General features: G+C 68.7%; 13 protein-coding genes. 6 read left to right on the forward strand and 7 right to left on the reverse strand.

The window, feature by feature from the left end; all coding sequences use genetic code 11:
* The first annotated feature begins 721 nt into the window (after window positions 1–721).
* The 3 genes from P696_RS0113380 (at window position 722) to P696_RS0113390 (ending at window position 4,311) form a co-directional block, all read left to right on the forward strand.
* Window positions 722–2,557 (forward strand): acyl-CoA dehydrogenase, encoded by a 1,836-nt coding sequence (locus P696_RS0113380; protein WP_026412750.1) that lies wholly within the window; start codon window positions 722–724, stop codon window positions 2,555–2,557.
* Between the two features lie 203 nt (window positions 2,558–2,760).
* Entirely contained in the window at window positions 2,761–3,885 is a 1,125-nt protein-coding gene (locus P696_RS0113385) for an IS30 family transposase (protein ID WP_425394148.1), read from the forward strand.
* A 183-nt stretch (window positions 3,886–4,068) separates the two neighbouring features.
* Window positions 4,069–4,311, forward strand: coding sequence for a DUF6458 family protein (locus P696_RS0113390; protein ID WP_026412752.1), 243 nt, complete (start codon window positions 4,069–4,071; stop codon window positions 4,309–4,311).
* A gap of 190 nt (window positions 4,312–4,501) precedes the next feature.
* Here P696_RS0113390 and P696_RS0113395 read toward each other — a convergent pair whose 3' ends face one another.
* The 7 genes from P696_RS0113395 to P696_RS45190 all read right to left on the reverse strand — a co-directional run bounded on the left by P696_RS0113395 (window position 4,502) and on the right by P696_RS45190 (window position 12,664).
* Window positions 4,502–4,837 carry a peptidase inhibitor family I36 protein gene (locus P696_RS0113395; protein WP_026412753.1) on the reverse strand — a complete coding sequence of 112 codons (336 nt, stop codon included), beginning with the start codon at window positions 4,835–4,837 and terminating at the stop codon, window positions 4,502–4,504.
* 60 nt (window positions 4,838–4,897) lie between these two features.
* Complete coding sequence (locus tag P696_RS45185; RefSeq protein ID WP_051467464.1) at window positions 4,898–5,899, reverse strand: helix-turn-helix domain-containing protein; 1,002 nt, start codon at window positions 5,897–5,899, stop codon at window positions 4,898–4,900.
* Window positions 5,900–6,219: 320 nt separating this feature from the next.
* Complete coding sequence (locus P696_RS0113405; RefSeq protein ID WP_034484810.1) at window positions 6,220–7,734, reverse strand: dihydrolipoamide acetyltransferase family protein; 1,515 nt, start codon at window positions 7,732–7,734, stop codon at window positions 6,220–6,222.
* Between the two features lie 5 nt (window positions 7,735–7,739).
* The gene (locus P696_RS0113410) at window positions 7,740–8,729 is read right to left on the reverse strand and encodes an alpha-ketoacid dehydrogenase subunit beta (RefSeq protein WP_026412755.1); all 990 of its coding nucleotides are present in this window, start codon (window positions 8,727–8,729) and stop codon (window positions 7,740–7,742) included.
* Window positions 8,726–9,862 (reverse strand): pyruvate dehydrogenase (acetyl-transferring) E1 component subunit alpha, encoded by a 1,137-nt coding sequence (gene pdhA / locus P696_RS0113415; protein ID WP_051467466.1) that lies wholly within the window; start codon window positions 9,860–9,862, stop codon window positions 8,726–8,728. The genes P696_RS0113410 and pdhA overlap by 4 nt, the downstream gene beginning before the upstream one ends.
* Before the next feature lie 354 nt (window positions 9,863–10,216).
* On the reverse strand, window positions 10,217–11,821 hold the full coding sequence (locus P696_RS0113420; protein WP_211245727.1) for an ATP-binding protein: 1,605 nt from the start codon (window positions 11,819–11,821) through the stop codon (window positions 10,217–10,219).
* Window positions 11,822–11,860: 39 nt separating this feature from the next.
* Complete coding sequence (locus P696_RS45190) at window positions 11,861–12,664, reverse strand: ATP-binding protein (protein ID WP_084337395.1); 804 nt, start codon at window positions 12,662–12,664, stop codon at window positions 11,861–11,863.
* A 161-nt stretch (window positions 12,665–12,825) separates the two neighbouring features.
* On the opposite strand from P696_RS45190, the gene P696_RS0113430 reads away from it, so the two are divergent.
* The 3 genes from P696_RS0113430 to P696_RS54355 are packed head-to-tail and all read left to right on the forward strand — an operon-like array spanning window position 12,826 to window position 14,284.
* Window positions 12,826–13,707, forward strand: a complete 882-nt coding sequence (locus P696_RS0113430) for a helix-turn-helix domain-containing protein (protein ID WP_026412758.1) — start codon at window positions 12,826–12,828, stop codon at window positions 13,705–13,707.
* A 14-nt stretch (window positions 13,708–13,721) separates the two neighbouring features.
* Window positions 13,722–13,973 carry a DUF397 domain-containing protein gene (locus P696_RS54350; RefSeq protein ID WP_211245728.1) on the forward strand — a complete coding sequence of 84 codons (252 nt, stop codon included), beginning with the start codon at window positions 13,722–13,724 and terminating at the stop codon, window positions 13,971–13,973.
* Between the two features lie 59 nt (window positions 13,974–14,032).
* Window positions 14,033–14,284 (forward strand): DUF397 domain-containing protein, encoded by a 252-nt coding sequence (locus P696_RS54355; RefSeq protein ID WP_084337399.1) that lies wholly within the window; start codon window positions 14,033–14,035, stop codon window positions 14,282–14,284.
* The last annotated feature ends 10 nt before the right edge of the window (window positions 14,285–14,294 follow it).

Consider the following 14,294-nt stretch of genomic DNA (forward strand, 5'->3'; position numbering starts at 1 on the left):
TTCCGGGGAGTCCGGGAAAGCGCCGGGCCTCGGTAATCCGACCCCCGGACAAGGCGGGCCGGGGGCTTCCGGGAACGGGTCCACGAATTCCGGGCCGTCCGGCAAGGCGCCCGGGAAGAAGACCCCGGCGTCCGGCGGCCCGTCCACGGTCGGGGGAGATACGGAGACCGCGACGAATCCGCAGCCGCGGTCGTCGTTCCAGCTTCCGACGACGCCGCCTACGGGGGCATACGACCCGCGCAAGCAGGCGGGCAAGTACGACCCCGGCAAGTTCAAGCTGCCCAGCGTGCCGCCGTACCGGTACCCGTGACCGGGTAGGCGGACGCAGCGGGGACCCCCGGCCGGAGCATGGCCTCTTCCGGCCGGGGATTTCTTGTGTCTGCGGGCGTCCGAGTGTCTGGGGGTGTCCGAGTGTCTGCGGGCGTCTGAGTGTCCGCGGGTGTCCGAGGGGTTGTGAAGAACCGGTTCCGGGGTTGTCGGCGCGCACGGACGGGCCGTGCGGAAGCCTGCAGGGGGCCGCGGCGCGCTGCGTGGCACGGATGAGTGACGGAGCGGTGGCCCTCCGCTGTGAGGTGAGTCACTTTCGCCGGTGAGTTGGAGGAAATCGCCCAGCGGGGACGGGTTGCGCCTGGTTACCAGCGGGTAGCATGATGTGGAGTTACTGACCAGTACGCATTGCGGGGCCCTCCCAGCCGCCGCCGAGAAACCCACGGAGTGGTCGATGGGGCACTACAAGAGCAACCTCCGGGACCTGGAGTTCAACCTCTTCGAGGTGTTCGGCCGCCAGGACCTGCTCGGCAGCGGCCCGTACGCCGAGCTGGACGAGGACACCGTCCGCAGCGTCCTGGACGAGGTGAACCGCCTCGCCGAGGGCCCCCTGGCCGAGTCGTTCACCGACGCCGACCGCAACCCGCCGAAGTTCGACCCGGCCACCAGCACGGTGACGATGCCGGAGTCGTTCAAGAAGTCCTACAAGACCTGGATGGACGCCGAGTGGTGGCGCCTGGAGCTGCCCGAGGCGCTCGGCGGCACCAACGCCCCGCGTTCGGTCTGCTGGTCGGTCGCCGAGATGGTGCTGGGCTCCAACCCCGCCGTCCACATGTTCGGCTGCGGCCCGTCCTTCGCCAAGCTCCTCTGGTCGATCGGCACCGACGAGCAGAAGAAGTTCGCCGAGATGGCGATCGAGCGCGGCTGGGGCGCCACCATGGTCCTCACCGAGCCGGACGCCGGATCCGACGTCGGCGCCGGCCGCACCAAGGCGATCCAGCAGCCCGACGGCACCTGGCACATCGAGGGCGTCAAGCGCTTCATCACCTCGGCCGAGCACGACATGGCCGAGAACATCTTCCACCTGGTGCTCGCCCGCCCCGAGGGCGCCGGCCCCGGCACCAAGGGCCTGTCGATGTTCCTTGTGTCCAAGTACGACGTGGACCTGGAGACCGGTGAGCTCGGCGAGCGCAACGGCGCCTACGTCACCAACGTCGAGAAGAAGATGGGCCTCAAGGTCTCCACGACCTGCGAGCTCACCTTCGGCGAGAAGCACCCCGCCGTCGGCACCCTGGTCGGCGACGTCCACGAGGGCATCAAGCAGATGTTCCTCGTCATCGAGAACGCCCGCATGATGGTCGGCACCAAGGCCATCGCGACGCTCTCCACCGGGTACCTGAACGCGCTCGAGTACGCCAAGGAGCGCGTGCAGGGCGCCGACCTCACCCAGATGACCGACAAGACCGCGCCGCGCGTCACCATCACCCACCACCCGGACGTCCGCCGCTCCCTGCTCACGCAGAAGGCGTACGCCGAGGGCATGCGCGCGCTGGTCCTGCTCACCGCGACCTACCAGGACGCCGTCCAGGTCGCCGAGCACAACGGCGAGCGCGACGAGCTCGCCGAGAAGATCAACGACCTGCTGCTGCCGATCGTCAAGGGCTTCGGCTCCGAGCGCGCCTACGCCCTGCTCGGCGCCGAGTCGCTGCAGACCCTCGGCGGATCGGGCTTCCTGCAGGAGTACCCGATCGAGCAGTACATCCGGGACTCCAAGATCGACACCCTCTACGAGGGCACCACCGCGATCCAGGGCCAGGACTTCTTCTTCCGCAAGATCCTGCGCGACCAGGGCGCCACGCTGAAGGTCCTCGCGGACGAGATCAAGACGTTCGCCGAGTCCGAGGCGGGCAACGGCCGGCTCAAGAACGAGCGCGCCGCGCTGCTCAAGGCCCTGGACGACCTGCAGGGCATCCTGAACCCGATGATCGGGTGGGCCATCTCCTCCATGGAGAACCCGAAGGAGCTCTACAAGATCGGCCTGTCCTCGTCCCGGTTCCTGCTGGCCGCCGGCGACGTCGTCATCGCCTGGCTGCTGCTCCGCCAGGCCGAGGTCGCCCTCGCCAAGCTCGGCGGCGAGAACGTCTCGGACGCCGACAAGTCCTTCTACACCGGCAAGGTCGCGGCCGCGCAGTTCTTCGCGCAGACCGTCCTGCCGCGCATCGCCTCCGACCGCGCCGCCACCGAGGCCACCAACCTCGACGTGATGGAGCTCGCCGAAGAGGCGTTCTGATCCTCGTATGAGGTAGAGACCCGCTCCGCCCTCCCGCGGAACCGGTAGCGACGGCCCCCGCCACGTCTTGGGTTCTAGTGGTCGTCGCAACGCCCTAGCCGGGGGTTGTGATGGATTTCGAGGTCCGGGACCGGTCGATCAACCGGGGAGGTCGGAGGCTGGTCGAGGAACGGCGGGTCTACCTTCAGCTCGTGCAGCAGGGTGTGAGCAATCGGGAAGCCTGTCGGATCGTCGGGATCAACTACCGGACGGGGAAGCGGTGGCGCAACGGGCGCGCCCCGTCCGGCACGACTACGGGGGCGCCGCCCATCAAGGTGGCGTCCCTGACCGGTCCCTGCCGGTATCTGCGTGAGGACGATCGGATCCATATCGCCGACCGGCTGCGTGAGGGCGCCTCGCTTCGTCAGATCGCGGCCGAACTGGGCCGCAGCCCGTCCACCGTCAGCCGGGAAGTCCGCCGCAACCGGCACCCGACCGGTGGGCAGTATCGTCCGCACGCGGCCCAGGCCCGCGCTGACACCCGCCGGCCCCGCCCCAAGCCCGGCAAGATCAGGCAATGCCCTGAGCTGCGAGACTTCATCCAGCACCACCTTGACCTGCGGTGGAGCCCGGAACAGATCTGCCAGGCTCTGCGGACCCGCTTCCCCGACCGGCCGGAGATGCATGTGGTCCACGAGACGATCTACCAAGCCCTCTACCTTCAAGGCCGCGGCGAGCTGCGCCGCGAACTGACCCAGGCACTGCGCACCGGACGTGCCCGCCGCAGACCACGCCGCCAGACACAGCAACGCACCCCACGGTTCGCCACCCCGATGGTGATGATCAGCGAACGCCCGGCCGAGGCCGCCGACCGGGCCGTCCCAGGGCACTGGGAAGGCGACCTGGTCATCGGCAAGGACAGTGCCTCAGCCATCGGCACCCTGGTCGAGCGGGCCACCCGATATGTGATGCTGCTGCACCTGCCGCACGGCCGCACCGCCGAACACGTTCGTGACGCCCTGGTCGAGACGGTCCAGTCCCTGCCCACCCACCTGACGCGGTCGCTGACCTGGGATCAGGGCGCCGAGATGGCCTCCCACGGCGCGTTCACCCTGGCCACCGGCATCCCCGTCTACTTCTGTGACCCCGCCAGCCCCTGGCAGCGCGGCTCGAACGAGAACACCAACGGCCTACTCCGCCAGTACTTCCCCAAAGGCACCGACCTGTCAGTCCACACCCGCGAGAACCTGGACGCCGTCGCCGCCGAACTCAACTCCCGCCCACGCAAAACACTCGGCTGGGAAACCCCAGCCGAGCGCCTCGCTAAGCTCCTGACACCAGTCAACTGATCACCAGTGTTGCAACGACCCCTCGAACCCGCCTATCCGGACGGGGGCCGTCCGCATGTCTGCGGGACGATGCTCCCCGGAACCCGCCGGTGGGTGTTTCGTTACCGTTCCGAGTAGGTGGGATGACCCCCGGGAACGGATACCGCAGGAGCACGACCGCGGATCGCACGGCGGAGGTCATCCATGGGTCTCGGCGTCAGCGTCTTCACCATCACCCTCGGGCTGATCCTCAAGTTCGCGATCCAGCCGAACGCCATGCAGGACCCGGTCGACATCCACATCGTCGGCGTGATCCTCATCATCGTCGGCGGCGTCACCTTCGCTTTGCAGCTGCTGATGATGAGCGGCGTCCAGACACGCCGCCGCGACGACCCGTCCGACCGCGACCGCATCTACCGGGACGACCACCGGCCGCCCCCGCCCTGACCGAACCGCCCGCCCGCCGCCCTGACCTCAATGGCAGCCGCCGCCCTGACCCCACCGGCCGAGGGCCGGCGCCGCCTCTCGTGCGGCCGGGCGAGTCCCGGTCCGCCCGTCCGGTCGCGCCAGCGCCCCCGTCCCGTCCCGCGGCTTCCCGCTCGCCGGTGCGGGCACCCTGCGGATGCCCGCACCGGGCTCAGCGCACCTTGTAACTCCACCTGTTGCCGCCCCGGTGGAACTTCCCGACCAAGGCTCCGGGCTTCACGGTCTGGTATGAGCCCTTGCAGCTCATGTCGAAGTACACGCGCACCGACTTGCTGCTGCGGTTCCTCATCGACCTGAACGGGTGACCGTGGTAGCAGACGCCCTTGTGGGCGCCGCTGAACCCCGGCGACCCCTTGAAGTCATACTTCGTCCAGGTGCAGATCTCCCCCTTGTTGCACTTGATCTTGGAATGGGCGTCGGCGGTCCCGACGGCGAGGGACATCGTGACGATCGCCGTGGCGGCGACGGCCGTGACGTGCTTCAGCATGGGCGCTTCTCTCCGGTGACAGGTGGTCGCCTTCGGCCACCCGATGGCCTGTGGACGTGACTACCGTCGCGGATCGGCGGTGGTGCGGACAGGCACGGGAGCGCACGGTGGGGGGAGATCCGCGCACGCGGACGCGTGCAGGACCGTGTTGCGGTAGTCGGCGGGAGAGAGGCCGTGCGTCCTGCGGAACAGCTTGCTGAAGTAGGACGGATCGTGGAAACCCCAGCGTGCCGCGATGCGCTGGACGGACCGGTGGGCCAGCCGGGGATCGGCGAGCTCGCGGCGGCAGGACTCCAGGCGGCGCGCCCGGATGTGCGCCGAGACCGTGGTCTCCTGGGTCTGGAACAGTTTGTGCAGATAGCGCAGCGAGATCCGGTGGGCGTCGGCGATGCGCCGTGGTGACAGGTCCGGGTCGGCGAGGTTGTCGTCGATGTAGCGGTGGATCCGCGCGGTCAGGGCCCGCCGTCTGGCCGATGGGGACAGCACGGACTCGTCGTCGACGCGGTGGGCGAGCAGGGCCCCGACCAGGTCGAGGGTGACGCCCCGCAGGACGTCCAGGTCGGCCTGGCCGCAGGCGTCGGCCTGGCGCAGGACCTGCCGGAGGTGGTGGTGCAGGATCACGCCCATCCCCGTCTGGACGTTGAAGGGCGACGCGACCAGGTCGTCCGCGACGCTGGACGGCAGCGGCAGCGCCCCACGCGGGAAGTCCACGACGAGGTGCCGGATGAGTGACGGTCGTCCGTGCGGCCCGGCCGGGCCGGTGGGCGTCAGGGTTCCGCTCCATCGGCGGTGGCTGTCCATGAGGATCAGCTGGCCGGAGGTGGCGAAGGCGTACCGCGCCTGGTGGTCCACGGCGACGTCGCCGCGTTCGACCAGGCTGAGGATGAAGCGTTCGGGGTCGTGTTGCCGGATCAGCCTGCTCGTCCGCGTGGTGGTCAGCGGCGAGTGCGTGAGCCGCGAGACCTGGACGTCCCCGAGCGATGCCGCCGAGACCGAGGCGTGGAAGTCGTCCCGGTGCGGGCTGGTGATCAGCGCGCGTATTTCGTGGACGCGCTGCGACATCTCGTGCCACGCGTCGAGCCGGTCGCGTGGTTCCAGGACCCCTGTCGTGAAGTGTGTGAGAGCGATGGCGGCCTCCCCCTCGATCCTCCTCGTTGATCATTGGCCCGGCGAGGCGGGTTGTCCACCGCCAGGGCACGGCCGGTGTGAGTGCGTACGCGAGAGGCCGCAGAGGAACCCGCCGCCGGTCCAACGCCGGTCCGGCGGTGGTGAACGGATCGGGGCCGGTACGGCGGCGGCTGGGCTCGGCGCTTGGAATGCGAGACGGCCGGGTCGGGGCTGGTGCCCGGCCCGGCCGTCGCGGTTTTTCCTGTCGGTGCCGGTTATGTCCAGGCGAGGAAGTGCAGCGGGTCCTCCAGCATCGCGCCGACGTCCCTGAGCACCTTGGAGCCGAGCTCGCCGTCGATGACGCGGTGGTCGAACGACAGCGCCAGCGTCGTCACCTTGCGGATGGCCAGCTCACCCTCGTGCACCCACGGCATGTCGCGGATCTGCCCGATGCAGAGGATCGCGGACTCGCCGGGCGTGAGGATCGGCGTCCCGGTGTCCACGCCGAACACGCCCACGTTGGTGATGCTGATCGTCCCGCCGGTCAGGTCGGCCGGAGTGGCCTTCCCCGCCCGGGCCGTGGCCGTCAGCTCCGCCAGCGCCCGTGCCAGGTCGGGCAGTGAGAGCGTGTGCGCGTCCTTCACGTTCGGGACGATCAGTCCGCGCTCGGTGGCCGCCGCGATCCCGAGGTTCACGTAGTGCTTGACGACGATCTCCGCGCCGCCGCCGCTGCTGCCGCCGCCCGTTCCGTTCCGGGCACCGGACGCGTCGGGGGCGTCCACCCAGGTCGAGTTGACCACCGGGTAGCGCGCCACCGCCGTGAGCAGCGCCTTCGCGACGAGCAGCAGGGGCGAGATTTTCACGTCCGCGAACTCGGGAAGCTCGCGCAACCGGCGGACGGCCTCGACCGTCCGGGTCACGTCCACCTGCACGAACTCGGTGACGTGCGGCGCGCTGAACGCCGACGCGACCATCGCGTTCGCGGTGGCCTTGCGCACGCCCCGGACCGGGATCCGCTCCTCACGGACGCCGGTCGCGGCAGCGGGCGCGCCCGCCTGGACGCCGGAAGCCGCGGCCGCGGGCCCCGCCAGCGCCTGCTGGACGTCCTCGCGGGTGATGGAGCCGCGCGGACCCGTCCCGGTGATCGTGGCGAGGTCGACGCCGAGATCCTTGGCCATCTTCCGGACGGGCGGCTTGGCCAGCGGCAATCCGTTATCCACAACCTGTGGGTAACTTCCGGTCGCCGGGCCCGTGCCGCCTACCGTTGAAGTCGGACGGGTCGCCGGAGGGGCGGCCGGAGCCGCGGGCGCCGCCTGAACGGAAGGAGAGGACGAAGGAGGCGGCGGCGAGGCCTGCTTGCGCGCACGGCGCTTGGTCGCGCCCGGCTTGACCCCGTAGCCAACGAGGACAGGCTGCCGCTTCGGCTGCTCCGGCTGAACGACGCCCGGCTCGTCCGCCTGCGGCACCAGGTCCTCGGACGCGGACGCCGCGGCACTGGCGGAGGGGGTGGGGGTGGGGGCCCCGGCAGCGGGCTCCGAGCCGTCGGGGGCGACGTCGACGGAGATGATCGGGACGCCGACGTCGACCGTGGCGCCCTCCTCGGCCATCAGCTCCGCGACCGTCCCCTCGAACGGGCACGGGAGCTCGACGACGGCCTTGGCGGTCTCGATCTCGACGATGGTCTGGTTGACCTCGACGTGGTCGCCCGGCTTGACGTGCCACCTGACGATCTCGGCCTCGGTGAGGCCCTCGCCCACGTCGGGCAGCTTGAACTGCTTGCGCTCGGTCATCAGCGTCACCAGCCGAAGGTCCGGTCGACGGCGTCGAGGACGCGGTCGAGGTCGGGCAGGTAGTGGTCCTCCAGCCGGGACGGCGGGTACGGCGTGGACATCCCGCCGACGCGCAGCACCGGGGCCTCCAGCCGGTAGAAGCAGCGCTCGGTGATCCGCGCCGCGAGCTCCGCGCCGAAGCCGCTGAACACCGGGGCCTCGTGGACGACCACGCACCGCCCCGTCCGGTTCACCGACGAGGTGATCGTGTCGATGTCGAGGGGGTTCAGGGAGCGCAGGTCGATGACCTCCAGGGAGCGCCCCTCCTCGGCCGCCGCCGCGGCGGCCTCCACGCACGTCTTCACGGACGGCCCCCACGCGAGGACGGTCACGTGCTCGCCCGGGGCGACGACACGGGCGTCGTACAGCGGGGCCCAGTCGGACGAGGCGGACTCGACGTCCACCGCGGCCTTCTCCCAGTACCGCCGCTTCGGCTCGAAGAAGATCACCGGGTCGGGGGAGGAGATCGCCTGCTGGATCATCGTGAACGCGTCGCCGGGGTTCGAGCACGCCACGACCCGCAGCCCGGCCGTGTGGGTGAAGTACACCTCGGGGGACTCCGAGTGGTGCTCGACCGCGCCGATGCCGCCGCCACACGGAATCCGGATCACGACCGGCACCTGTGTCGTGCCGAGCGACCGCAGGTGCATCTTCGACAGCTGCGTGATGATCTGGTCGGCGGCCGGGAACACGAACCCGTCGAACTGGATCTCCACGACGGGACGGTAGCCGCGCAGCGCCAGGCCGATCGCGGTGCCGACGATGCCGGACTCGGCGAGCGGCGTGTCGATCACCCGCTCCTCGCCGAAGTCCTTCTGCAGGCCGTCGGTCACGCGGAACACGCCGCCGAGCTTGCCCACGTCCTCGCCCATGACGACGACCTTGGGGTCGTTCTCCATGGCCTTGCGCAGGCCCTCGTTGATGCCCTTGGCCAGGGTGATGGTCTCCGCGGTCATCGGGCCGTCCCCTCTTCCTCGAACGACGCCAGGTAGGCGGCGAACTGCTCCTGCTCCTCGGTCAGCATCGGGTGCGGCTCGGCGTACGCGTGCTCGAAGATCGCCGAGGGCTCCGGGTCGGGCAGCGCGAGGCACGCCTTGCGCAGTTCGGTGGCCATCCGCTTGGCCTCGGCCTCGACCTCGTCGAAGAACGCCTCGTCGGCCGCGCCCTCCTTGACCAGGTACTTCTTGACGCGCTCGATCGGGTCCTTGGCCTTCCAGGCTTCCTCTTCGGCCTTGAGGCGGTAGCGGGTCGGGTCGTCCGTCGTGGTGTGGGCGCCCATCCGGTAGGTGTAGGCCTCGATCAGCGTCGGGCCCTGCCCTTCGCGCGCGTGCGCGAGGGACTTCTGCGTGACGGCGAGACAGGCGAACACGTCGTTGCCGTCCACCCGGACGCCGGGGAACCCGAAGCCCTGCGCGCGCTTGTAAAGCGGGATTCGGGACTGCTTCTCCAGCGGCTCGGAGATCGCCCACTGGTTGTTCTGGCAGAAGAACACGATCGGCGCGTTGAACACGCTGGCGAACACGAACGACTCGTTCACGTCACCCTGGGACGTCGCGCCGTCGCCGAAGTAGGCGATGGTCGCTCCGGCCTTGTCGCTGCCCAGCACGCCGTCCCGCTGGATGCCCATCGCGTAGCCGGTCGCGTGCAGCGTCTGCGAGCCGATCACGATGGTGTACAGGTGGAAGCCGTGGTCCTTGGGATCCCAACCGCCGTGGTTGACGCCCCGGAACAGGCCCAGCAGGTTGAGCGGCGGCACGTTCCGGCAGTAAGCGACGGCGTGCTCCCGGTAGGTGGGGAACACCATGTCGGTGTCGGTCAGCGCCCGCCCGGACCCGATCTGCGCGGCCTCCTGGCCGAGCAGCGACGCCCAGATGCCGAGTTCGCCCTGCCGGGTGAGTGCCACGGCCTCCAGGTCGATCCGCCGGACGGTGACCAGGTCGCGGTACAGCCCGCGGACCTGCTCGACCGTGATGTCCAGCGGGTAGTCGGGATGGTCGACGCGCTCACCCTCCGGGGTGAGCAACTGCACGAGTTCGGAGTCGGCGAGCCCGCCGGTGCCCGGCGCGCCGCGCACGGAGTCGATCGTCATTGATGACACTCCTCGTTCGGGGCCGGTCCCCGGGATCGCCGCGAACCGACCGACCTCAGTGGCCTTCATCCCCCGGGTAAAAGGGGACGAATGCCGCTCATGCCATCGTGGCAGACATCACACCTAAGAACGCAAGACCCTGCTTACGGGTTTCCATACCCCCACCCGGCCGTCCTCCACCCGACAATCACCCCAGGTGACACCCCCACCCCCCAACGTGCCGAAACCCCACCCCCACCGCCGGCACGGCCCGGCGATCAGGCATGGGCGAGTGGCCGTCCCGTGGGACGGCGATCAAGCAAAGATCGGGAAGGTGCGTCCGGCGGGACAGCGGTCAAGCGCCGGTGCGATCGATCAGGCGTGAACGAGGGTGACGGCCCGACCGGACGGCGTGGTGGACTGGCTGATCGCGGTGCGGTCCGCGATGGCCGGGGCCTTCCGGCGGCGGTCGAAGACGATGAGCGTGCCGGTGTCGAGACCGAGGTCGTCGAGGTAGCCGTCCAGCTGGACGAGGCCCTTGGCGACCTGATCACCGGACTTGTCTGTCCGGACCTTGAGTTCGAAAGCCGAGAGCTGGACGGCCCGACGTCCGTCTTCATCGAGATGCGGCTTCCGGACGGCGATGTCCACACGGTCGCGTCCGACGGCGTACTCGCGGTCGATGAAGCCGCCGCCGTTCACCACCCGCTGGAGGAAGGCCATGAAAACCAGCTGGCAGGCGAACTCGTGGTAGGTCTCGCGCTTGTCCAGGATCTCCCCGTTGACCTTCCAGAACGCGACGAACTCCGTGAGGAGACGGGGGATGTCGAGCCGTCCGTCCGGGAGGAGAAAAGCACGCGGGTCGGCGTTGATCGAAGCCTCCACCCGTTGTGACAGCACCCGGACGACGACCTCCTGGTAAATAGGGTTGGCGATCTGGACCGGCCGCCCCCGAGTCACAAGTCCGAGATCGCGGACGAAGGAGAGGTCGTCGTCGTACCGCTCGTCCAGGGGAAGGCTCGTTCCGGCCAGGATGGGCTCGATCACCCGGTGCACCCGAGGCTCGTCGAGTCGATCGACCAGCGAGTCCAGGTGGGTGGCCCGCTCAAGGATGAGCCGCTCGACCGCCTCGTCCATGTGGGCGTCGGTGATCGGTTCGGACACAGGCACCCGCATGTGACGCGTGATGTGCCGGGCCAAGGCGTTCACCAACCAGGGCTGCCCCTGACTGGCTTCGAAAGCGCGCTGGACGGCCGCGTCCTCGAACTTCTGCCCGGTCTCCTCGCTGTGCTGACCGTAAAGCTCGGCGACCTCGCCGAAAGTGAAATCGCTGAGTAGCAGCGACGCGGCCTTGATGTTGAACGGGCTCGTACTCCGCGTCCTTTCGGGGTCTCCACCCGAGGCCATCTTGTAGTCACGGACGTCCCGCAGCCCACAAAGCGCCACCGAACGCGGGAACTCCGCCTTGTTCGTCGTGTACCCGCTGCGAAGCTGACTGAGAACACTGACCAGACTCGCCCCGGTGAGCCCGTCGATCTCGTCAAAGAACAGGACCAGCGGCCGAGGCGAACGCCGCGCCCAAGCGGTCAACCCGGTGCGGAGTCGCGAGCCGGGCTCCGTCTCCGGCCAACTCGTGGGTGGCAGACAGTCCGCCGGAAGATCCTTTGCGGCGCACGCCTCGCGGATCGCCGTAAGCACGAGCCTTTCGGCAGCCGCATAGTTGTCCCCGGTGATCCTGGCCTCCTCGCAAGAGAAGTGGATGGCCAGGTATCGGCCCTCGGTGGTCAGTTGGCGGGCGAGAGTGGAGAGCGTCGTGGTCTTTCCGGTCTGCCGAGGCGCGTGCAGGACGAAGTACAAGCCCTCCTCGATCAACTCGCGGGCCTCGGGAAGGCGCGGCTCCGGTGGCAGCATGTAGTGCTGGTCGGGAAGGCAAGGGCCCGCGACGTTGAAAAATTTCACGCTCTGTACGCTACCCGTCACACTGGTTCCGGTTGGTGGGCTTGCGCGTGTTCCTGGACGTCATCGCGCGTTGAGGTCCTCCTTGCACTGGACGATGACCTCGACCAGTTCGGCGACGTCCTCCAGCGGGTAGCGGACGGTGCCGGTGCGGGGAGTCGTCAGGAGCAGGCCACCGGCCCGCGCCCACAAGGTGATCTCCGGGCGGATGGACAGGACGGCCATGTTCCACCCCTCGCAGCGGTGGATGGGCCCGACGCCTCGGGCAAGCAACTCGGTCTCCAGTGAGCGAGCGGCTTCGCGGCAGTCGATCGGCTTCTCCGGAATGAAGGGCGCGGGGACGCCGGGTGCGAAGGGCAGCGCGAAGTAGACGGCCTTGCCGGGGACGGCGACGCCGCCGAGCCGGGCCGTCGACCGGTGGACGCCCCAAGCGCCGCAGTGTTCCTGGGCGAGCGCGTCCACGATCCCGAGCCCCCGCCCGCACTCGGCTTCGAGATCGGAGAAGCAGGACTCCTTGAGCAGCGACCCCCGCCACGGGGACGTGTCGAAGATCTTGGTCACCAGCTCGCTGCGACCGTTGCGGAGGTAGAAGTAGATCTCCGGCAGGCCGACGGCGCTGACGACGGCGGGAGCCCGCCGGTCGTAAGCGTGGACGAACACGTTCGTCGCGATCTCCGAGACGGCCGTGCAGGCGTCGTCGACCACCCCGTCCGGGACTCCGAGTTCGGACATGACCTCCCGGACGTGCCGCCGCGCCTGTCCAGCGCACGACTCGTCCGGCGGCAGAACCCACACCACGCACCTGCCCCCAGCCACCGCGTCGGCCGCCGTCCGCCGCGCACCAGCCCGCCCCTCAGAACCCCACATGGCATCGCCTTCGTGATCGTTTGACTACGGACAGCTATGTCTCCTGCATGATGCCCCTTGGACTGTTCTCGTGTAATCAGAACCGAGAATTCTCATGTCGAGCGGGCGCTTGTCTGATGGATTGCCTGCGCGGCTGCTGGAGGACTGTGCACACTGAGTGCATGACCGATCGCCCAACGATCCGGACCCGGCGGCTGGCGTCCGAATTGCGGCTTCTTCGCGAGCGCGCGACGCTGAATCTCGATGAGGTGGTGACCGCGCTCCATTCGAGCGGTGGAGGACGCTGGTCGGTCGCGAAGCTGTCCCGCATCGAACGAGCCGCGCAGCGCATCAAGTCACAGGACCTGGAACAGCTGCTGGACCTCTACGAGGTACCTCCGGAACGCCGCGAAGGGCTCCAGGCGTTGGCGCGCGGCGCGCGCCAACGCGGCTGGTGGGATGCCTATGCCGACACGATTCACAGCGACTACACGACCTACATCCGCTTGGAGGCGGAGGCGCGATCGCTTCGCTGTTTCGACGGCCTCGCGATCAACGGTCTCCTGCAGACGGACGAGTACACGGGTGAGGTCTGCCGTGTGGGCATGATGCAGTTCGGGACGCAGACGGCGATCGAACGGCGGATCGACGTTCGGCGAGTTCGTCAGCGTGTGCTGGATGATCGCGAACCTGAACCGTTGAGGCTGTGGTCGATCCTCGATGAAGGGGCACTCCGTCGACAGGTCGGGGGCCCTGAGGTGATGCACAGGCAATACGAGGCCCTGCTGGAGGTGGCGAATCTGCCCAATGTCATGCTCCAGGTCCTTCCTTTCGAGGCGGGAGCGCACGCGGCGGTCACCGGCACGTTCGCGATCATGGATTTCGCGGACGCTCACATGCCTGACGTGGTCTATCTCGACGGACTGACCAGCGCGCTGTACGAAGAGAACGACCGACACGTCTACCGCTACTCGCTGGCTTTCAATCAACTGGCCATGAGCGCGATCGGGGTGGACGAGTCGCTGGAGTTCATCGCGGACCTGGCTGGAGCCTCAGCAGGATGACAGTATTGCCATATATGGGACGTGTGATCATTTCTGGCTGGAAGCGCAGTTCCTACTCGGGGGACTCCTTGAACTGCATCGAGGTGGCTCGGAGCGCCTGGCGGCGAAGTTCTCACTCGGCTGAGGGGGCGAACTGCGTCGAGGTTGCTGTGCCCAGTGCCTCGCAGGCGCTGGCCGTGCGGGACTCCAAGAATCCGGACGGGCCTGTGCTGCCCGTTGATGTGTCGTCGTTCCGGGACATCGTCGTTCAGGTAAGGGCCCGCTGACTGCGCTGACACCTGGTCGTCGGCTGGTCAACGCCTAATGGGCGAGATATCCAGGTGGCATGGACGATGACCAGGCTGTTCTTTGGCGGCGGAGTTCTCGCTCAGGCGAGGGGATGAACTGCGTCGAAGTAGCCCGGAGTGGCTGGCGACGTAGCTCCTACTCGGCGGATGGGCCGAACTGCGTGGAGGTGGCGGTGCCGTGTGCCTCGCAGGGGCTGGCCGTGCGGGATTCGAAGGATCCGGACGGGCCTGTGCTACCCGTTGACGCGTCCTCGTTTCGGGACCTGGTTGGTCAGGTGAGGGCTCGTTGAGCTGACCGTC

Origin of the sequence: Actinomadura oligospora ATCC 43269 (genome assembly GCF_000518265.1) — a bacterium.
Taxonomy (GTDB): domain Bacteria; phylum Actinomycetota; class Actinomycetes; order Streptosporangiales; family Streptosporangiaceae; genus Spirillospora; species Spirillospora oligospora.